This window comes from Saccharopolyspora sp. NPDC050642, assembly GCF_040654735.1.
GTDB lineage: Bacteria > Actinomycetota > Actinomycetes > Mycobacteriales > Pseudonocardiaceae > Saccharopolyspora > Saccharopolyspora elongata.
On sequence record NZ_JBFAIN010000002.1, the window covers coordinates 282181 to 300507 of the forward strand.

21 protein-coding genes are annotated in these 18327 nt (G+C 70.1%); 8 read left to right on the top strand and 13 right to left on the bottom strand.

What is annotated here, in order from left to right; all coding sequences use genetic code 11:
* Positions 1-444, bottom strand: a complete 444-nt coding sequence (locus tag AB0H93_RS05020) for a hypothetical protein (RefSeq protein ID WP_358567585.1) — start codon at positions 442-444, stop codon at positions 1-3.
* Between the two features lie 74 nt (positions 445-518).
* Here AB0H93_RS05020 and AB0H93_RS05025 point away from each other — a divergent pair, with 74 nt between their 5' ends.
* Together AB0H93_RS05025 and AB0H93_RS05030 are read left to right on the top strand one after the other, a co-directional pair.
* A complete protein-coding gene (locus AB0H93_RS05025; protein WP_132479018.1) occupies positions 519-851 on the top strand; it encodes a helix-turn-helix transcriptional regulator in 333 nt (110 codons plus the stop codon).
* Positions 848-1492 carry a permease prefix domain 1-containing protein gene (locus tag AB0H93_RS05030; RefSeq protein WP_358567589.1) on the top strand — a complete coding sequence of 215 codons (645 nt, stop codon included), beginning with the start codon at positions 848-850 and terminating at the stop codon, positions 1490-1492. Before AB0H93_RS05025 ends, AB0H93_RS05030 begins: the two co-directional genes overlap by 4 nt.
* A gap of 145 nt (positions 1493-1637) precedes the next feature.
* Here the strand turns inward: AB0H93_RS05030 and AB0H93_RS05035 are convergent, their stop codons facing one another.
* Both AB0H93_RS05035 and AB0H93_RS05040 read right to left on the bottom strand, forming a co-directional pair.
* Positions 1638-1928 (bottom strand): hypothetical protein, encoded by a 291-nt coding sequence (locus tag AB0H93_RS05035; RefSeq protein ID WP_358567592.1) that lies wholly within the window; start codon positions 1926-1928, stop codon positions 1638-1640.
* 186 nt (positions 1929-2114) lie between these two features.
* Positions 2115-2363 carry a zinc finger protein gene (locus tag AB0H93_RS05040; protein ID WP_358567594.1) on the bottom strand — a complete coding sequence of 83 codons (249 nt, stop codon included), beginning with the start codon at positions 2361-2363 and terminating at the stop codon, positions 2115-2117.
* Positions 2364-2506: 143 nt separating this feature from the next.
* Here AB0H93_RS05040 and AB0H93_RS05045 point away from each other — a divergent pair, with 143 nt between their 5' ends.
* Both AB0H93_RS05045 and AB0H93_RS05050 read left to right on the top strand, forming a co-directional pair.
* On the top strand, positions 2507-3364 hold the full coding sequence (locus tag AB0H93_RS05045) for a helix-turn-helix transcriptional regulator (protein WP_358567596.1): 858 nt from the start codon (positions 2507-2509) through the stop codon (positions 3362-3364).
* On the top strand, positions 3361-3552 hold the full coding sequence (locus AB0H93_RS05050; RefSeq protein ID WP_358567598.1) for a DUF397 domain-containing protein: 192 nt from the start codon (positions 3361-3363) through the stop codon (positions 3550-3552). The genes AB0H93_RS05045 and AB0H93_RS05050 overlap by 4 nt, the downstream gene beginning before the upstream one ends.
* 52 nt (positions 3553-3604) lie before the next feature.
* Here the strand turns inward: AB0H93_RS05050 and AB0H93_RS05055 are convergent, their stop codons facing one another.
* The 3 genes from AB0H93_RS05055 to AB0H93_RS05065 form a co-directional block, all read right to left on the bottom strand.
* Complete coding sequence (locus AB0H93_RS05055; RefSeq protein WP_358567601.1) at positions 3605-4837, bottom strand: DUF6596 domain-containing protein; 1233 nt, start codon at positions 4835-4837, stop codon at positions 3605-3607.
* Entirely contained in the window at positions 4834-5196 is a 363-nt protein-coding gene (locus tag AB0H93_RS05060) for a YciI family protein (protein WP_093267318.1), read from the bottom strand. The genes AB0H93_RS05055 and AB0H93_RS05060 overlap by 4 nt, the downstream gene beginning before the upstream one ends.
* Positions 5197-5323: 127 nt before the next feature.
* On the bottom strand, positions 5324-6181 hold the full coding sequence (locus AB0H93_RS05065) for an alpha/beta hydrolase (RefSeq protein WP_358567605.1): 858 nt from the start codon (positions 6179-6181) through the stop codon (positions 5324-5326).
* A 75-nt stretch (positions 6182-6256) separates the two neighbouring features.
* Between AB0H93_RS05065 and AB0H93_RS05070 the strand changes: the two genes are divergently transcribed.
* Complete coding sequence (locus AB0H93_RS05070) at positions 6257-6637, top strand: helix-turn-helix domain-containing protein (protein WP_358567608.1); 381 nt, start codon at positions 6257-6259, stop codon at positions 6635-6637.
* A 29-nt stretch (positions 6638-6666) separates the two neighbouring features.
* On the opposite strand, the gene AB0H93_RS05075 is transcribed toward AB0H93_RS05070, so the two are convergent.
* Positions 6667-8364 (bottom strand): adenine deaminase C-terminal domain-containing protein, encoded by a 1698-nt coding sequence (locus tag AB0H93_RS05075; RefSeq protein WP_358567611.1) that lies wholly within the window; start codon positions 8362-8364, stop codon positions 6667-6669.
* Between the two features lie 245 nt (positions 8365-8609).
* Positions 8610-9929, bottom strand: a complete 1320-nt coding sequence (locus AB0H93_RS05080; RefSeq protein ID WP_358567614.1) for an NCS2 family permease — start codon at positions 9927-9929, stop codon at positions 8610-8612.
* Between the two features lie 93 nt (positions 9930-10022).
* Here AB0H93_RS05080 and AB0H93_RS05085 point away from each other — a divergent pair, with 93 nt between their 5' ends.
* Together AB0H93_RS05085 and AB0H93_RS05090 are read left to right on the top strand one after the other, a co-directional pair.
* Positions 10023-11000, top strand: coding sequence for a LacI family DNA-binding transcriptional regulator (locus AB0H93_RS05085; protein ID WP_358567617.1), 978 nt, complete (start codon positions 10023-10025; stop codon positions 10998-11000).
* 105 nt (positions 11001-11105) lie between these two features.
* A complete protein-coding gene (locus AB0H93_RS05090; RefSeq protein ID WP_358567620.1) occupies positions 11106-12260 on the top strand; it encodes an aminotransferase class V-fold PLP-dependent enzyme in 1155 nt (384 codons plus the stop codon).
* 96 nt (positions 12261-12356) lie between these two features.
* On the opposite strand, the gene AB0H93_RS05095 is transcribed toward AB0H93_RS05090, so the two are convergent.
* The 3 genes from AB0H93_RS05095 to AB0H93_RS05105 form a co-directional block, all read right to left on the bottom strand.
* Complete coding sequence (locus AB0H93_RS05095; RefSeq protein WP_358567623.1) at positions 12357-12968, bottom strand: class I SAM-dependent methyltransferase; 612 nt, start codon at positions 12966-12968, stop codon at positions 12357-12359.
* Positions 12969-13037: 69 nt separating this feature from the next.
* Entirely contained in the window at positions 13038-13694 is a 657-nt protein-coding gene (locus tag AB0H93_RS05100) for a maleylpyruvate isomerase N-terminal domain-containing protein (RefSeq protein WP_358567626.1), read from the bottom strand.
* A gap of 363 nt (positions 13695-14057) precedes the next feature.
* On the bottom strand, positions 14058-15866 hold the full coding sequence (locus AB0H93_RS05105) for an FUSC family protein (RefSeq protein ID WP_358567629.1): 1809 nt from the start codon (positions 15864-15866) through the stop codon (positions 14058-14060).
* 291 nt (positions 15867-16157) lie between these two features.
* Here AB0H93_RS05105 and AB0H93_RS05110 point away from each other — a divergent pair, with 291 nt between their 5' ends.
* Complete coding sequence (locus tag AB0H93_RS05110; protein ID WP_358567631.1) at positions 16158-17525, top strand: DUF4157 domain-containing protein; 1368 nt, start codon at positions 16158-16160, stop codon at positions 17523-17525.
* 33 nt (positions 17526-17558) lie between these two features.
* On the opposite strand, the gene AB0H93_RS05115 is transcribed toward AB0H93_RS05110, so the two are convergent.
* Both AB0H93_RS05115 and AB0H93_RS05120 read right to left on the bottom strand, forming a co-directional pair.
* Positions 17559-17909: a hypothetical protein gene (locus tag AB0H93_RS05115; RefSeq protein WP_358567633.1), complete on the bottom strand. Its 351-nt coding sequence runs from the start codon at positions 17907-17909 to the stop codon at positions 17559-17561.
* 28 nt (positions 17910-17937) lie between these two features.
* Positions 17938-18219 (bottom strand): hypothetical protein, encoded by a 282-nt coding sequence (locus tag AB0H93_RS05120; protein ID WP_132479048.1) that lies wholly within the window; start codon positions 18217-18219, stop codon positions 17938-17940.
* Positions 18220-18327 lie beyond the last annotated feature (108 nt).

Consider the following 18327-nt stretch of genomic DNA (forward strand, 5'->3'; position numbering starts at 1 on the left):
TCACGCTCCCGTCGTCGAGCCGGGGCGGACGATCATGAGCACGACGACGATCACCCAGAGCACGTTGAAGATGCCGGTGAGCATGGCCAGCCGGGTCGCCGTGGCGCTCAGGTCGTCGGCCGAGCCGAGCATGCGCCGCTGGGCCGGGAGGATCGCCATCACCAGGATGGCCGCGGCGATCGCCGTCAGCACGATCGAGATGATCAGCCAGGGGTCGGCGAGGACGCCGAGCTGGGCGCCGGTCGCGAGGCCGAAGACCGGCACCGCGATGCCCGCGACGGCGTAGCCGCGGCAGATCCGGTGCAGCAGCTTGGCGATTCCGGCAGCTCGGTCGGAGTCGGGCGCCTGCTTGGCGTATCGCGGGAAGATCGAGGCGGCCACGGTGATCGGGCCGATCACCAGCATCGCCGCGAGGACGTGGATGGACAGCAGCAGCTTGGTCACCGCAGACTCCCAAATATGTAGCCTGTCGACATGTTGATTGGCAATATATACACGCCTGTGTAGGCTGCCAACTCATGAGGGTCGATGCGGTGCGAGGGCATCTGGACGGGCTGCTGCTGGCCGTGCTGGAGCACGGACCGCTGCACGGCTACGCGATCATCACCGAGGTCCAGCAGCGCAGCGGCGGCGCGCTGGAGCTGCGCACCGGGACGATCTACCCGGCCCTGAACCGGCTGGAACGGCTCGGATTGCTGCGCAGCAGCTGGGAATCCATCGGCGAGCGGCGCCGCCGCTGCTACCGGCTCACCGACGCCGGGCGGGGCAACCTGACCAAGGCGCGCAAGGCCTGGGACGAGTTCACGGCCACCATCGGCGCGGTGCTCAACCCATCGCGGGGTACCGCATGAGCGCCGATCCGATCGAGGACTACGCGGCCGAGTTGACGAACACCCTGCACGGCCCGGCGCGGGCGAAATCCCGGCTGGTCGGCGAGATCCGCGACGGCTTGGTCGACGCGGTGGCGGCGCAGACCGCCGAAGGACTGCCGTACCGGGAGGCCGTCGAGCAGGCGGTGCGGGAGTTCGGGACGCCCGGCGAGCTCGCGCCGAGCTGCCAGCAGGAGCTGACCATCGCCCAGACCCGGCACACCGCCCGGGCGCTCATCGTCACCGTCGGATTCCTGATCGTCTGCTGGTACGCGATCTGGACGGCCAGCCACATCCAGGGCTGGCAGCTGCCGCACGCGGTCCAGCTGCTGACCGCGGTCGCGGCGGCCGCCGGGGTGCTCGCGGCGGCGACCCTGGCCGCGACCGGGCCGCTCACCCGCTGGCTGCCCGTGCCGGACCGGCTTCCGCTGCTGGTCGGCTGGGCGGGCACCACCGCCAGCGTGGCCATGCCGTTCGCCGGGATCGCGCTCGCCATCGCCTTGCCGCTGGCGACCGCGTGGCCGCTGATCCTGCTCGCGGGCGGGTTCACGGTCGCATCGCACGCGGTGCTGGCGGCGTCGGCCCGGGCCTGCCGCGAGTGCGCCCGCCTGCCGATCGGCTGACGGTCTCGCAATGTCCTTGCCCCACCTCCGCCAAGGGCGGGGTGGCCGGTCGGTGCGGGGGGAGGGGGCGCACCGACCGGCCCGCAGAGGCCCGGCGCCGTGGGGTTGGGGGCGCGTCGGCTTCCGGGCCCGTGGCCTCGGGGTGTCAGAGGCGATGGAGGGCTTCGAGGATCCTTCGCTGGATCTCCTGCGGTGGAGCCACGATCTCGGTGTCCGATGTGGAGCGTTGATCCTCGTCGTCGGGCGCCGGCTCACGGAGGCGATGGCGTCCTGGTTGGGAACGTTGTTGCCGTTCGGCTTCGACGTCGGCTATCAGCTGCCAGACCGTCAAGGCGCCTTCGCCGCCTCCGGCGTGCTGCGGGCGATCGGCCTTCCAGTGCATGGCGAGGAGGAAGAGCGCCGGGGCGGCGATGATCACGGCGATGGTCGGGAGCATTACGAGCATTCGGCGGGTCCTTCCGCGTTGGTCGGGGACTTTTCCCTGAGCAGTTGGGAGATTTCGTCGAGGAGGGCGGCAACGGCTTCGAAGTCGTCTGCAGTGCGGTGACCTGCGCCGACCTGGAAGGCGAGGTCGTCGAGGAGCCACTGGGCCCGCCGTAGCAGGACCGCCAGGACCGCGTTCTCAGCGCCCACGGCCCGGTGCCGTCGCCTGGAAACCATTGGCGTCGGGGCGAGTTCCGGCGATGCGGTGCGCCTCGGCGTTGCAGTCGCCGCAGGTGGACCACAGCCAGCCGAAATCCGAGTTGTCGGCCGGCAACTCCCGCTCGCACAACGTCGACACCGACATGCCGGTCGGATAGCCGCCGCCCGGACGGGAATCCAGGCTCGCGTGCCGCTGCCCATCCGCAGGAACCCAGTGGAACGGATACATCGACGACCACCTCTCTGGCTCGAAGCAGAACTTCGGATCAGACTTCAGCAACGTCTGTAGCCAGATTGCCTGTCTAGTAGACACTGATCAATTACACGATCAGGCGAAGTGCCTGGTAGTTAAACCTGCCTACGATGTGTCTCATGCCTGTAGACACAAGCGGCGTGACGCCACGCGCCCGCGCGCTTGCCGCTGCGATCCGCTCGGTTCGAGAGCGTTCTGGCATCAGTGGACGCGAGTTGAGCAAGCGATTGGGGCTCAGTCACGGGACGGTTTCGCACTGGGAAACCGGGCGCCGGGTACCGACTCCGGAGGACGTCGCATCACTGTTGACCGCAGCCGGAATCACCGGCAAGGAGAAGCAACGGCTGGTCGAGTTGGCGCGGCACGCCAGCGAGCCGAACTGGCTTACCGTTGGTATGCCGGGAATTCCCCACCAACTGGCAGGTGCCGTGGAGTGCGAGCGGTCAGCTTCATCGATCGTCGAGTGGGCGCCAGCGGTCATCCCCGGGCTGTTGCAGACACCTGAGTACGCTCGCGCGATCTCGACCGCAGGCGAGCTACCTGCTCACGAAATCGAATCCCGCGTGATGCTCCGGATTGCCCGCCGCGAGGTCGTGTCGGGCAAGAATCCGGTGCACTTCTTCGCATTGATCGGCGAGGATGCGCTACGAGACGGCATCGGCACGCCCGAGACGATGTGTGAGCAGCTCAAGTACCTGCTGGAACTCAACGCACGGGACAACGTGATGATCCAGGTGGTACCACCACGAATCGGTTGGCATCCCGGGTTGGTCGGCCCGTTCGTGCTCTACGACTTCCCAGACTCGCCTCCGGTTGTGCACTTCGAGCACTACAGCTCCGGCGCATTCGTCCCGGACGCCGACGACGTTCAGGCGTATCGGCACGCCATAGACAGCATTGTCAAGGTTTCCCTTGACGTAGAGGCCAGTTCGAAACTCATAGCAAAGATCATCGATGGGATGGAGCACACGCTATGAACGCGATACAAGGTTGGAAGAAGTCCACTTACAGCCATCCGAACGGCAACTGCGTCGAGGTCGGGCGGTTAGCCAGCGGCACCGCCGTGCGGGACACGAAAGATCGGTCGGCCGGGTACTTCGTCGCGGATGCGTCGCAGTGGTCCAGCTTCGTCGCTGCTGTTAAGGCTGGGCGGTTCGAGCGCTGACGCGCGGCTCAGGCTCGTGAGTGTTGAAGCCGGTAAGAACCGGCTTCAACACTCACGGGTCCAATCGCTGGGCGCGCGACGTGAGGTGTCGGCGTTCAGGCGCGCTCGTGGTTCGGCGGGCCGCTTCGCGGTACGCCTCTGCTGCGGCGGCGTGGTCGCCGAGGAGTTCCCGCAGGTGGGCCCGGGTGGAGAAAAGGCGGTGGTGGCGGGCGATCCGCTTGTCCTGCTCCAGGGTCGCCAGGAGTTCGAGGCCGGCTGCTGGGCCGTGGACCATCGCTACCGCGACCGCTCGGTTGAGCGTCACCACCGGGTTCGGCCCGGTTCGTTCCAGGAGTTCGTACAGGACCAGGATTTGCGGCCAGTCCGTGTCTTCCGGGCTCTCGGCTTCGTCGTGAACCGCGGCGATGGCCGCTTGGAGCTGGTACGGGCCGACCTGGCCGCGCGGCAGGGTTCGGCTGATCAGCTCGATGCCTTCGGCGATCAGTCGGTGGTTCCAGCGGCTGCGGTCCTGTTCCGCCATCGGGACCAGTTCGCCGTGCTGGTCGGTGCGCGCCGGACGGCGGGCGTCGGTGAGCAGCATCAGGGCGAGAAGTCCCGCTGTTTCGGTGTCTTCGGGCACCAGGCGGTGCAGCAGGCGGGCGAGGCGGATCGCCTCCGTCGACAGCTCCGGCGCCGTAAGGTCCGCGCCGTCCGTCGCGGTGTAGCCCTCGTTGAAGATCAGGTACAGCACGTGCCGGACCTCGTCCAACCGCTCGGCGCGGTCGGCTTCCTCGGGCATGGCGAGGGTCGAGCCGGCGGCCTTGATGCCCTGCTTCGCGCGGCTGATGCGCTGCGCCATGGTCGCCTCCGGCACCAGGAACGCGGCGGCGATCTGCGACGTCGTCAAGCCGCCGACCGCGCGCAACGTCAGCGCGACCCGGCTCGCCGAGGACAGCGCAGGGTGGCAGCACAGGAACAGCAGGGCCAGGGAATCGTCCCGATCGGTCTCCGGCGTGCTGTCCGCCGCGTGGCTGAGCAGCGCGGCCTGCGGAGTCGCCAAGGCTTCCTCGCGGCGACGACGTGCCGCCTCGCTGCGGACCTGGTCCACCAGCTTTCGCGAGGCGACGGTGATCAGCCAGCCCCGCGGGTTCTCCGGCACGCCCGCGTTCGGCCACTGCAGGGCCGCCGCGATCAGCGCCTCCTGCACGGCGTCCTCGCACGAGTCGAAGGCGCCGTACCGGCGGACGAGCGAGCCGAGGACCTGCGGCGCGAGTTCGCGCAGCAGGTCCTCAACACCGTGGCTCACATGTCCCCCGCGGCCTCGTGCAGCACCGGCCACAGCTCGACCGGCTCCGCATCGGCGAACGGCATGTCCGCCGCGATCTCCTGCGCCCGCTCCAGGGATTCGCAGTCGAGCAGGTAGAAGCTCGCGAGGTACTCCTTGGTCTCCAGGTACGGGCCGTCGGTGACCACCGGGGCGCCGTCCTTGCGGCGGATGAGCTGGGCGTTGGCCGCGTCGGCGAGGCCGTAGGCGCCGATCAGCTCGCCGGTCTCGCGGTACCTCTTGTTGAACGCGTCCTGCTTCGCGATCGCCTCGGGCCACTTCTCGGCCGGGTAGGAGTCCCACTTGGCCTGGTTGCCGTAGATCATCGCGACGTACTTCATCTCGGGTGTCCTTCCCGTCCCGCGCGCCCCGTCGGCGCGCTGTCACCCTCTGGTCGGAGCACGCGGCGGATCCTCGACATCCGGGCGCCAACTTTTTCCAACTTTTTCGAACGAGCCGCTGACCAGCCTAAACGCCCGCCAGGAAGGGGATCAGCAGCGACTCCAGGGTTTGGGGACGGTCGAGCGGGATGATGTGCCCGCAGTCCTCGACGAGGTGCGCCACGAGATCGTCGGCGATCGGGCGCAGCTGGCGTTCGAGGGCGCTGCCGACCGGGTGCGCGCCGATCGCCATGGTCGGCACGGTGAGCCTGGCCGCCGCGACCGCTTCGCGGATCTGGCGCGCGCTGGTGGGCATCTCGCGGTAGATCGAGAACGCGCAGCGCAGGGCTTCGCTTCCCGCGTAGGCGGCGGCGAACTCGTCGCGGATCTCCCCCGGGATGCCGCGGCCGCGGGTGCCCGTCGTGAGGAACCAGTCGACGTACTCCGCCTCGTGCCCGGCCAGGACGGTTTCCGCGAGCCCCGGGACCGAGTGGAAGCCGAACCACCACGGCGCACCGCCCGCGAGGAAGTCCTCGGCTCCGGGCAGCGTGCCCAGCAGCGACTCCATGACCACGAGCCGCCGAATCCGCTCGGGCCGCCGCATGGCCAGCAGGAAAGCGGGCGGCGTGCCCGCGTCGATGCCGACCACTGCGGCCGTCTGCTCCCCCAGCGCGTCGAGCAGCGCCTCGGCGTCGGCGGCGAGCGTGCCCGCGTCGTAGCCGTGGGCCGCTCTCGTGCTGGCACCGAGGCCCCGCAGGTCCGGGGCGATGACGCGGTGACGAGGCGCCAGCTGCGGGATCACCTCGGACCAGAGCCGCCAGGTGTGCGGAAAGCCGTGCAGCAGCAGGACGGCGGGGCCCGCGCCGGCCACCGCCACGTTGACGTCGATGCCGTTGGCCCGGACCCGGGCGATGTCGGGCACGATACCTCCACGAGTGGTTACCATTGGTTACTACGAAACCGTAGGTAACGGCACTCGAGGTGCCAAGACGGCACTTCCACGACAGGTGGTGAGCTCCAGGTGACCGCCCCGAAGGGCAGCTGCGGCGATCTCTTCGACCCCGGCTGCCCCACCCGCAGGCTGCTGGACCGGATCGGCACGAAGTGGACGTCGATGGCGGTCAAGGTCCTCGCCGACGCCGATCCCGAGGAAGTGCGCTTCGCCGAGCTGCAACGGCGAATGCCCGGCGTCTCGCAGAAGATGCTGTCCGCGACGCTGCGGAGCCTCACCCGCGACGGCCTGGTCGCCCGCCGCGTGGAACCGACCGTGCCGCCGAAGGTCCACTACCGGCTCACCGATCTGGGCCGCTCGCTCGAAGTGCCGCTGGCGGCGCTCCGGGAATGGGCGGAGGAGCACATGGCCGAGATAGACCGGGCCAACGCGGCGCCGCGATCCGGGTGAAGCCGATCGCGCGCCCCCGGCTTCGCGCGTCAGTGGCAGCAGTCGAGGACCTGCGGGGTCCAGTCGCGGGCCAGGACGTCGACCAGGCCGAGGTCGGTGATCTTGACGCTCGGCGAGACCGCGAGCGTCAGCGTCGAGACGCTCATGAACGGGTTCGCGTGCCGCCAACCCCAAGCCTCGAGCGCTTCGCGCACTCGGCGGCTGCCCGCCACGATCTCCGCCGTCGGCTCCGCCGACATGACGCCTCCGACGGCCAGCGGCAGCCGCGCCGCCACGCCTCCGGCGTGGGCGACCGCGACGCCGCCGTCGTCGGCCAGCACCGCTTCCGCGGTGGCTCGCATGGCTCGCCGAGTCGTTCCGAGAGTGACGAAGTTGTGGCTGTCGTGGGCGTAGGTGGTGGTCAGGGCTCCGTCGCCGAGGGACATGCCGATGACCGGGACGCACGAAGTGCTGGTGCGGCCGTGGCGGTTGCGCACCCAGAGCAGCGCGACGTGGCCCTCCCACTGCACTTCGCCGTCGACCACGTCGAGCCGCACCTCGGCCGCTTCGGTGTAGGTGTCGACCGGATTCACCCGCAGGGCGCGGAACTCGTGCTGACCATCCGGCAGGTCCAGCCGCCAGCGGAACTCGTCCGGCGCGATCTCGTCGATGTGCACGGAACCGGCGAAGGGGTGGTCGGTGACGTCCGGCGCCGGGTAGGTCGGCTCGCCGCCACGGGCCACCACCGCTCCACCGGCGATCACCGTGTGCACCGCGAAGTCGGCCAGCTCTCCGTCCAGCAGCAGCAGGTCCGCGCGCTTCGACGGCGCCACCACGCCGCGGTCGTACTTGCGGAGGCGCTGGGCCGGGTTCCAGGTCAGCGCGCGCAGGGCGTCCAGCGGCGCCAGGCCCGCCGCGACCGCCGTCCGTCCAATGTGGTCCAGGTGGCCCTTCGCGGCGATGTGGTCGGCCGCCAGGTCATCGGTCACCAGGCACAGCGGCGGCAGCTGCGGCAGCGACGTCAGCGCCGACACGACCTCCGGGAGCAGGCACTTCTCCTGCAGCATCACCGTCATGCCCAGGCGCGCCTTCTCGACCGCGACCGCCGGGGCGTTCTTGGTGTGGTCGGAGTCGACGCCGGTGGCCAGGTACTTGCTGAGCTCCTCGCCGGAGAGGTTCGGGCAGTGCCCGTCGAGGATGGTGCCGCGCTCGCGCGCGACCCGGACGATGTCGTGCATCCGCTGGTCACCGGCCACCACGGCGCGGTAGTCCATCACCTCCGCGAGGGCGGAAACGCCGTCCCAGCCGAGGAGTTCGTCGATGTCCTCGGGATCGAGGTGCGCGCCCGAGTACTCCATGCCCGCCAGCGCGGGCACGCATGACGGCACGCCCCAGAGCTGGGTCTGCGGGCTGCGCCTGCCGTCCTCGATCATCCAGCGCATCGCGGCCTTGCCCGCGACGTTGACGATCTCGTGCGGGTCGGCGAGCACCGTCGTGGTGCCGCGCGGGAGCGTCAGCCGGGCGAAGGCCGCGGGCGTCGCGAACGAGCTCTCGACGTGCATGTGGGCGTCGATGAAACCCGGGACGACCAGCCTGCCGCCGGCGTCGATCACCTCGGCCGCTTCCGGGCCGGCGCCGGGCGGCACGACGCCGCTGATCACCTCGCCGGTCACCAGCACGTCGGCGTCGAAGATCTCGCCGGTGAACGTGGAAACCACGCGTCCACCAGTGATCCGCAGGTCGGTCAAGGCAAGGCTCCTCAGGATTCGTCGCGGGCAGGTCGTCCGACGAGGTCTTCTCGACCGACGTCGTGGTCCGGACCCACCGCAATTTCCATTGAGATCGAAGGGACGATTTCCATTGAAGTTGCGGGAAGTTGTCCACAGGCACCGGTGTGTCGGGGTGCGACACGCCGATGGTCCGCAGTTTCAATTGAAACTGGACCTCCGATTTCAATGGAAATTGCGGGAGGTCGACACCGCCGGGGGACCCGCTAGTGGGCGGAGGTGATGAAGAAGAACACCAGGAACGGCAGCATGATCCACATGCCGAGGTGGACGTCGCGGAACTTGCCCGCCACCACCTTGATCAGCACGTACGCCGTCAGGGCCGCCGCGATGCCGTTGCCGAAGTTGCCCCAGAAGATCGTGCACGCCACCAGCAGCCCGGCCGGGATCGCCTCGGTCAGGTCGGTCATGTCGACCTTCTTGAAGCCGCGCATCATGCTCAGCCCGACCACGACCAGCACCGGCGCGGTCGCCGCCGACGGGATCATCGTGGCGAACGGCGTGAACAGCAGCAGCACCAGGAACAGGCCCGCGGTGGTCAGCGACGTCAGCCCGGTGCGGCCACCGGCGTCGGAGCCCGCCGCGGACTCCGCGTAGGTGGTCACCGACGGGGCGCCGAACATCGAGCCGCCGGTGATCGCGACCGAGTCGACCAGGAACGTCCGGTTGATGTTCGACTTCTGGCCCTCGCGCTCGGTCAGCCCGATCCGCTCGGTCACCGCCAGGACGACGCCGGTCGCGGAGAACAGCTCCGAGGCGAAGAACGCGAACAGGTACTGCAGGTACTCCGGCCGCAGGGCGCTCCAGAGGTCGATGTGGAACGCGACCGGGCCGACGCCGGCCGGCGCCTGGAACCAGTGGTCCGGCAGCTCCGTGACGCCCAGCGGGATGCCGATCAGGGTCAGCACCACGATGCCGATGACGAACGCGCCCGGCACCTTGCGCGCCTGCAGCGCGGCGACCAGCACGATGCCGCCGAGCGCGAGCAGCGGTTCCGGCGAGCTGAGGTCGCCGATCTCCAGCCCGCTCTTGCCCGGTTCGAGCATGCCGGAGAGCTTGAAGCCGATGTAGACGATGAACAGCCCGATGGCGGTGCCGATGGCCACCCGGATGTTCTGCGGGATGACCTTGGCGAGCAGCCCGCGCAGCCCGAGCAGCGACAGCACGAGGATCGCCACGCCGGACCAGAAGACCATGCCCATCGCGACCGGGTACGGCACGTGCTGCTGCTGCACCAGCGTCGCCGCGACCAGCGCGGTTCCGCCGAGCCCTGGTGCGAGCACGAACGGCATGTTGGCGAAGAAGCCGACCGCGGCGGTGGCCAGCACGATCGTCAGGATCGTGCCGGTGGTGGCCGCGGCGTGCGGCACGCCGGCCTTGGCGAGCATGCCGGGGATCACCACCACGGCGTAGGCCGACGCGAAGAACATGCTCAGCCCGGCCAGCAGTTCGGTGCGCACCGAGCTGCCGCGTTCGGACAACCGGAACCAGCCGTCCAGCTTCGATCCCGATCTCACGTCGGTCATCAGCGGTATCTCCCCTGGTGAAAGATGCAAGCGCTTGCATTGCAAGCGATTGCAGGGACGATAAGCGGCACGGTATGAAGGTGTCAAAGAGACGTGAGGGAGGACGCCATGGCGCGGCTGGCCGACGTGGCCCGCAAGGCCGGCGTGTCGGTGGCGACCGCGTCGCGCGCGCTGGTGCGGCCGGAGATGGTCGCGGAGCGGACCCGGCAGCGGGTTCGCGACGCGGCGATCGAGCTCGGCTTCCGCTACCACCCGTCGGCCCAGGCGCTGGCCACCGGCCGCACCAGGCTGCTGGCCATGATCGTCCCGGACCTGGCGAACCCGTTCTACGCGACGATCATCGCGGGCGCTCAGCGCGCCGCCGAGGAGGCCGGCAACGACCTGCTGGTCGTGGTCAGCGACGAATCGCCGGAGCGGGAACGCACCCTGATCGACCGGCTGCGCAACCGGGTCGACGGCTTCGTGGCCATCGCCCCGCGCGGCCCGGCCTCGCTGTTCACCCTCCCGGACGTGCCGATGGTGCTGGTCGACCGGCGGGCGCGCGGCGTGCCGTCGGTCGTCATCGACACCCCCGGCGGGCTGCACGAGATGGGCGCGCACCTCGCCGGGCTCGGCCACCGCCGCATCGCCTACCTCGGCGGGCCGCGCGGCTCGTGGGCGGACCCGCGCCGGCTCGACGGCCTGCGCAACGGCTCCGGGCACGAGGTCGTCGCGTTCGGCCCGCTGCCACCGACCTTCGAGGCGGGCAACCGGATCGCCGACGAGCTGGTGGCGAGCGGGTGCACCGCCGCCGTCGCCTACAACAGCGCGCTGTTCATGGGGCTGATGTACCGGCTGGCCACGCTCGGCGTGAAGGTTCCGGAGCAGCTCAGCGTGTGCTGCGCCGACGATCTCGCGGAGTTCGGCCTCGCCGTGCCGGAAGCGACCACGCTGCACGTCCCGACCGAGGACGCCGGCGCGTCGGCGGTGCGCACGCTGCTCGGCGTGGTCGACGGGCGGCCGCCGGAGCCGCGGCACCGATCGGTGCCGGTCGAGCTCGTGATCGGCGCGACCACGGCCGCACCCGCCTGAACGGCGCAGGCCACTGGGCCGTGGGCACCACGACTTCCACTGATGTTCGGCTCCTGAGCGCTTCACCCGTTACGGACCGTTGGGTCATGCGGTAAGACTTCACTCGTGTGGACCACCACCCGGCCGACGGCAGAGGCGCTCGATCGGACCGACCCGCTCGCCGATCTGCGCGCCCGCTACGACCTACCGCCCGGCCTGATCCACCTCGACGGCAGCAGCGGTGGCCCGCTGCCGCGCACCACACCCGACCGGCTGCGCCGGTTCGTCGAGCACCACCGGCAGCCCTACACCGGCCGCGTGTGCGGCGAATCCGAATGGCGCGGCGAAGCTCGGCTCGCGGCGGCGTCGCTCGCCCCGCTGATCGGCGCCGAGGCCGGGGAGATCACCGTCGCCGAGACGGCATCGATCAGCCTGTTCAACACGCTGCTCGCGGCCGCGCGGCTGCGCCCGGGGCGACCGATCCTCGCGGTGGGCCGGGACTGCTTCCCCGCCGACTGCCTGCTGGCCCGGTCCGCGGCCGACTTCATCGGCGGCCGCCTGCAGCTGATCCGCAGCAGCGCGGACCTGGCCGAGCTGCCGGCGGGCCAGGTCGCGGTGGTCGCCGTGTCGCACACCGACGCGCGGACCGGAGGCGTGCGCGACGCGGCCGCCATCACGGCCGAGATCCACCGGGCGGGCGCGCTGGCGCTGTGGGAGCTCAGCGGCTCGGCGGGCGCGCTGGACGTGGATTTGCACGGCTGGGACGTGGATTTCGCCATCGGCAGCGGCGACCGCTACCTCGGCGGCGGCTCGGGCGCGCCCGCTTACTGCTTCGTCGCCGACCGGCACCGCCACGAGGCGCCGAAGTCCTCCTGCACCGCGGCGGGCGCACTGCCTTCGCTGGGCGACGGGTTCGCGGGCTCCCTGTCGGTCGCCGAGCTGCGATCGGGACTGTCCATCCTGGACGGTGTGTCACCGGCGGCGCTCGCCGCGAAGACGGCGCGGCTGGCGGAGGTCTTCCTCACGCGGCTGGACGACTTCTGCGCCGACGCGCAGATCGAAGTCGTGCCGGTGCTCGAAGGGCTGCAGCGCGGCGCGCAGATCAGCCTGCGGCACGACAGGGCCCAGAGGATCGCGGAGGCGCTGTACGACCGCGACGTGCTGGTGGACTACGCCGAGGACGACCTGCTCAAGCTGAGCTTCGCCCCGTCGTGGCTGCGCTACGTGGACGCGTGGGAAGCGGCGGAACAGCTCCACGCGACGCTCCACGAAGTCGGGTAGCTTCCCCAATTCAGGCATGCGGGGACTCCGGGGCTCGGCGCCGTCGTTCCGGTGCGGATCGACCAGATCGACGGCGCCGGGCACCCACACGCGGGACTACTGGTCGGCGCGTACGCGCCGCGCGACGATGGCGGCGTGCGGTCGCCTGCCCGGATCAACGCGGCTTTCGGTCGCCTCCACCTGGAAACCCGATTCCACGAGACGCTGCGACATCTCCTCGATCGTCCAGAAGTAGGCGGTCGTCACAGCGTGCGGGAACGGCTCGACCTTCGTGCCCTCGAACATGCCGAGCAACAGGCTGCCGCCGTCGCACAGGCATCGCGCGAACTCGTCGAGGATGCGGGGCACGTTCTCGGGGTCGGTGTGGATGATCGAGTACCACGACAGGATCCCGGCCACCGAGCGATCGGGCACGCCGAGCTGATCCAGCTCGCCGACGCGGTACGGGACACCGGGAAACCGCGACCGGGCGATCTCGATGAAGCTCGGCACGAGGTCGACACCCTCGACGTCGCAGCCCTGGCCGCGCAGGAAGTCGGTCCACTGCCCCGGCCCGCACCCCACGTCGATCATGGGCCCGGACACCTCACCGGCCCACCTGGACATCAACTTCCGGTCCAGCTCGGCCATCCACTCCGCCGAAACGGCCAGATCGGCGTACTCCTCCGCCCGCCGGCCATACGCATCCCGCACATCACTCACCGACACCCGATACTCCCGTCAATGCAACAACCGGTCTCACCGAGACCGCACTTCAAAACATCCACAGTGGACTGATCAGCCGAGGACGAGCGGCAGTTTCGCGGCCAGGTCGCCCAATTCGGCCCGCTCCGCGTCGGTCGGAACCCGGCGCCCGGTGCCGATCAGCAGCGCGTCCTCGTCGGAGAACGACGCGGGGAACGCCGTCCCGGCGATCTCCTCCAGCATCTCGCGGGTCCGGGCGAGGCCGTCGGCGGGCGGGCCCGCGGCGTCCGGGAGATGTGCGATCAGGTCTAGGTGGTGCAGGGTCCACTCCAGGACGTACGCGGAGAGGTAGTCGCCCGCGGTGAGCACCATGTCCTGGGTGCTCACGGCGAGCTTCGGATCGGCGAGTTCGGCGGCGCGCCCGGCGGCGGAGCCGACGTCGTCGAGGTGGAACTTCAGCAGCTCCGGCTGCTCGTACGCGGCGGCCAGCCGGACGATCAGCGCGTCCAGCGGGTCGTCGCCGGTCGGCGGCGTGTCGGAGACGGCCCAGTAGGTCACCGCGTCGCGGGTCGGCTCCGCGTCGGCGGGGGTCACGAGGGTGATCAGGACGTCCTGGGCGTCGATGACCAGGTGGCACACCAGGTCTCGCACGAGCCAGCCGGCGCAGCCGGACGGCTGTGCGAAGTCTTCGTCGGAGAGTTCGGCGACCGCCGTCCGCAACGCAGCCCAAGAGCGCGAGAAGAGATCCACGGCCGCAAGCTATCAGCACCCACCCCGCCCGGCGACCGATTTCGCGATCGCGGTCGGCCGTGGCGGAGAACATCGTTGCCAGCGAAAGGGATTCGTCTATTCCGGGATCAGCTGGGCGACCCCGCCCAGGAGCCGCGACACGGTCACCTCCGCTGACGGCGCGGTCCGTGATTCCGTTGTCCCGCAATTTCAATGGAAATCAGAGGTCCGATTTCCATTGAAATTGCGGGAGTTGTCCACAGGCACCGGCGTGTCGTGTCCCGACACACCGGTTTCCAACAGTTTCAATTGAAACTGGACATGGATCGCGACTGGACATCGATCGGACTGTGCGTCGGTTGAGGGCGTGCGCCGGGGGCGGGGTCAGGGGGTTGGTTCGGCGATCCGCGCGTAGATCCGGTCCAGGTCGTCGCGGAAGTCCGCCGGGGATCCTGGGGTCGTGCGGAGTTGGCGGGTCGTCGACCTCATCGTCGACACCAGGCGTTGGGCCTTCTGGAGGTCTTGGGCGTCGTTGCGGACCGCCTTCTCCGTGGCCGCGTCCACCACTCGCTCAAGGACGATCACCGCAGGCCACCAGCTCTCCGCCGTCGCCGCCGTCGCCGGGTTCATCAGCTCCTGCTGGAGCGCCGCCCGGAGATCCGCCAGCTGGCGGTAGGTGCGGCGGCGGAGGGCCTGGCGGCCGTGGCGGACTCCCGCGAGCGACTGGGACACGTACTCCGAGACCGCCTCCACCGCGTCCGCGAACCGGCTCGGCAGCGCCGGTCCCCGGTGCAACGGCCGCAGCAGGAAACCGCCGGCCAGGACGATCGCGCAGCCGACGACCGTGTCCACCAGCCGGGCCGCCGGGAAGAACTGCGCGCTCTGGCTCATCTGCAGCAACACCAGCGCCGTCATGACCGCGGTGAACAGGCCGTAATGCCTGCTGAGCGCCTCGGGCAGCTTCGCGGCCAGCGCGACGATGAATGGCAGCAGCAACCAGCCGGTCGGCACGAGCGCGATCAGCGCCGATGCGACGAGCACGCCGATCACGGTGCCGACCGCGCGCAGCACGGTGCGGGCGAAGACCGAGCCCGAGTTCGGCTTCAGCACCAGCGCGACCGTCAGCGCCATCCAGTACGGCTCGTCCATGCCCGCCGCCAGCCCGATCCCCTCCGCGAGCGCCAGGCACAGCAGCATCCGGCACACCTGCGCCCAGGTGGAGCGGCCGAAGGTCAGCCGGAAGCGCTCGCGGTGATCGCCGGAAACCGGCGGGAGCTTCGCGCGCCGGAACGCGGCGACCAGGTCCGCGATGCCCCGGTCCAGGGCGCGTACCAGCGGTGATTCGTCGGAACCGGGCCGGTAGGGCGGCGGGAGGTCGCCGGTTCGCATGCAGCGCGCCAGCTCGCGCAGCGCTTCGCGAGCCCGCTCCGGCGGCTGCTTTCCGCTGTGCGCAAGGGAAACCGATGCTTCGACGATCGGCGTGGCGTAGGTGTAGACGAGGTAGAGGCGGTCGCGCACGCGGCTGCGCGACATCGATCCTCCGCTCACGAGCACGTCGTGCGCGTTGTCCAGCGCCTTCGTCAGGTTCTGCCGCGCGGTGATCGGCGACTCGGCGTCGAACATGCGCAGCGTCGCGTCGAAGACCGCCGCGACCGCGCCGCGCGCCGGGGCCGTGCCCCGCAACGGCCAGGTGGCGGCGATGATCGCGAGCACCAGCAACTCGCCGGCGAAGAACCACCAGACCTGCGCGCCGAGCGGCAGCGCCGAGCGCTGACCGGTCGCGACCACGCAGAACGTCAGCATGTGCGCGCCGCCGGACGACCAGAGATCGCCCATCCTGCTGGAAAGCACCGACGGCACCGCGACCGCGAGCACGATCGCCGCCGCCCACCACGGGCCCGGCGCGGCGGCCCCGGCCGCGAACCCGAGAGCGCCGAGGATCGCGGCCAGGCCCACCCGGCGCAGCCGGTACCCGTAGGAGCCGGTCAGGTCGGAGAAGCTCGCGCACAGCGCGCCGACCGAGGCGAGCACGGCCTCGTCGATCCGGCCGGTCAGCAGGCCCGCGACCTGCGGAAGTCCCACGCCGATGCTCGCGGCGCACGCCCGGGTCCAGTCCGCCGGAATCGGCGCCGGCCGCAACATCCGCAACAGCCAGGGCGGCAGCAAGGTGATGGGGAGCGCTCGGGTCGTCACACGCACATCCCTCCGGTGCTTGGGGACACGCGCTCCACGCCGAGCGGCATTGGGTTGCACCCGATTGTCACGCGCCGGAAGCCGTCGCACCGCCGAACGCCACCGGCGTCACACCGCGGGCTCGATCACATCCGGCCGAGAGCAGCGGATTCGACCGGAGCCCGGACGACGGGGCAGCGGCGGGGGCAAGACGGGCACCAACACTGCCCTCGATGATGTCCGCCCGACCCGTCCGCCGGACGAACCGGGCGAGCAGCCTGGCCAGAGGCACGATCTGCGGAGGGAGTTCGGGTGCGCGCGCACGAGCAGCGAGACGATCACGTCGGTCAGGTGGCCCGGACGCCGTCCCCGACCGACTCCCACCGGCCGGGGACCGGCCCGCTGACCCCTCAAGCGGTTCTCGCCCTGCAACGCGCCCTCGGCAACACCGCCGTCAGCAGGCTGCTCCAGCGCTCCACGGTCGACGAGGTCTTGCGCGCTCCCGGAAAACCCCTCGGCGACGGGATCCGGGAGGAGATGGAGGCGCGGTTGGGCGCCGACTTCGCCGACGTCCGCGTCCACAACGACGGCGCATCCCAGCGCTCGGCGGCCGAGATCGACGCCCGCGCCTACACCGCCGGCAACCACGTCGTCCTCGGCTCGAACGAGGTCGACAAGCACACCCTCGCCCACGAGCTGACCCACGTCATCCAGCAGCGCCAGGGCCCGGTGGCGGGCACGGACCGCGGCGACGGGCTGGCGATCAGCGACCCGGCGGACCGCTTCGAGCGGGCCGCCGAGGAGAACGCGTCCCGCGTGCTGGCCGAGCCCGTCCCGGCCCAGCGGGACGTCACGCCGGGATCTCCCGGCCCGGCGCGACCGGCCGTCCAGCGGGCGACGGACGAGGAAACCCCGGCTGATTCCAACTGGCCCGGGGCCTGGGCCGAGGAGATCGCCAACCTGGCGCGAAGCAACCACCTGCTGGGGCCGGGCAACAGGAACATCAAGAGATTGCCGGAAGCGATCAAGAACACGGTCTTGGCACTGGCCGCCGAGTTCGTCAGCACGCTGCAGGATCCGGAACAACCCGCGGAAAACGCGAAGGCGAAGCTCCTGGAAATGTTCGACGCCGCTCGCACCGACAACGACCGCAAGCAGCTGAAGAACCTGCCGGGGGGCGGCGGACCGGGGGCCCTCGGCCCCAGCCGCTTCCCATCGAGCACGTACAACGACCTGCACGAGCTGATCAACGCCAAGCGCCTCTGGTTGGCCGGCGATCACAGCCTGGGCCCGTGGCCGTTCGACGCAGACGCGAAGAAACCGGACTACGTCGTCGGCGAAGGCAACGCCGACGGCCAGACCGCAGACGAGTTCTACGAGAGCACCAGGGATGTCGGCGACCACGTGAAGGTGACCGGGAAGAACGACCTCGCCGCCGTGGTCAGCGATTTCGGGAAGAACGTCAAGTCGAAGATCAGCACCTACGACGGGAAGGGGGTCCGGGTCGTGGTGGACCTCACCGACAACGCGGTGCTGCACAAGTCCTACGACGACGATCTCGCCGCCCTCCTCGCGAAGGAGCTCTCGAACATCACCTCTGCCCTGCTCGACCGGCTCCTGGGCGTCGACGCCATCACACCCCAGGGCATCCTCACCTTCCGGCCGCCCTTCGGCGGGTGAAACCCCGGGAAGACGAATGTCCGAAGTGGACGATCAGGCGATGGCGCGGAGGATGCGGACCGCCATCGCCGTGGCGATCAGCCAGAACAGGGCCGCTATCCCGTAGTTGATCGCCACCGCGAGCTTCGGGTCGTCCGGCATGAACAGGTCCTCGAAGCCCAGCGCCAGCGGCTCCGCCCAGGACGCCACGAACTTGGCGATGCCGTTGTCCGGGTTGGCGCCGCCGATGGCGAACACCACGTGGATCGCCAGCAGCGCGGCACCCGCGTTGCCGACCCAGCGGACCACGTTGGCGAGCACGCCGACGACCCGAGCCCGGGCCCGTCGCAGGTCAGCGCGACGCACACCGTTCTCGTGCGCATCCGCGCTCACGTCTTCCGCCACGATCTCCAGTGTGGCACGACCGGGGCGGTCAGCCGAACATTCGTGCCAGCAGCCCGCCCACCAGCACCCAGAACACCGCCGCCAGGCCGTAGTCGAGCAACACCTGCAACACCTCGGCCGGCGCCTGCACCAGGCCGGGGAAGAACAACGCCAGCGGCTCGGCCGCCTGCGCCACGGACCTGGCCAGCCCGTTCTCCGCCGGGAAGCCGGTCACCACGAACAGGATGTGCAGCACCAGCATCGCGGCGAGCAGGAAGCCCGCACCGTTGATCAGCGTCGCGACCCCGGATCGCCCCTTCTTCGCCGCCATCGACCCTCCCCTTGATCCACCGACCACTCTGCCAGGCGGATCCGATCTCGTGCGAGGGAAGATCGTGACGTGTCACTTCCCACGATGTGGAAGGGGTGCTTGCATTTC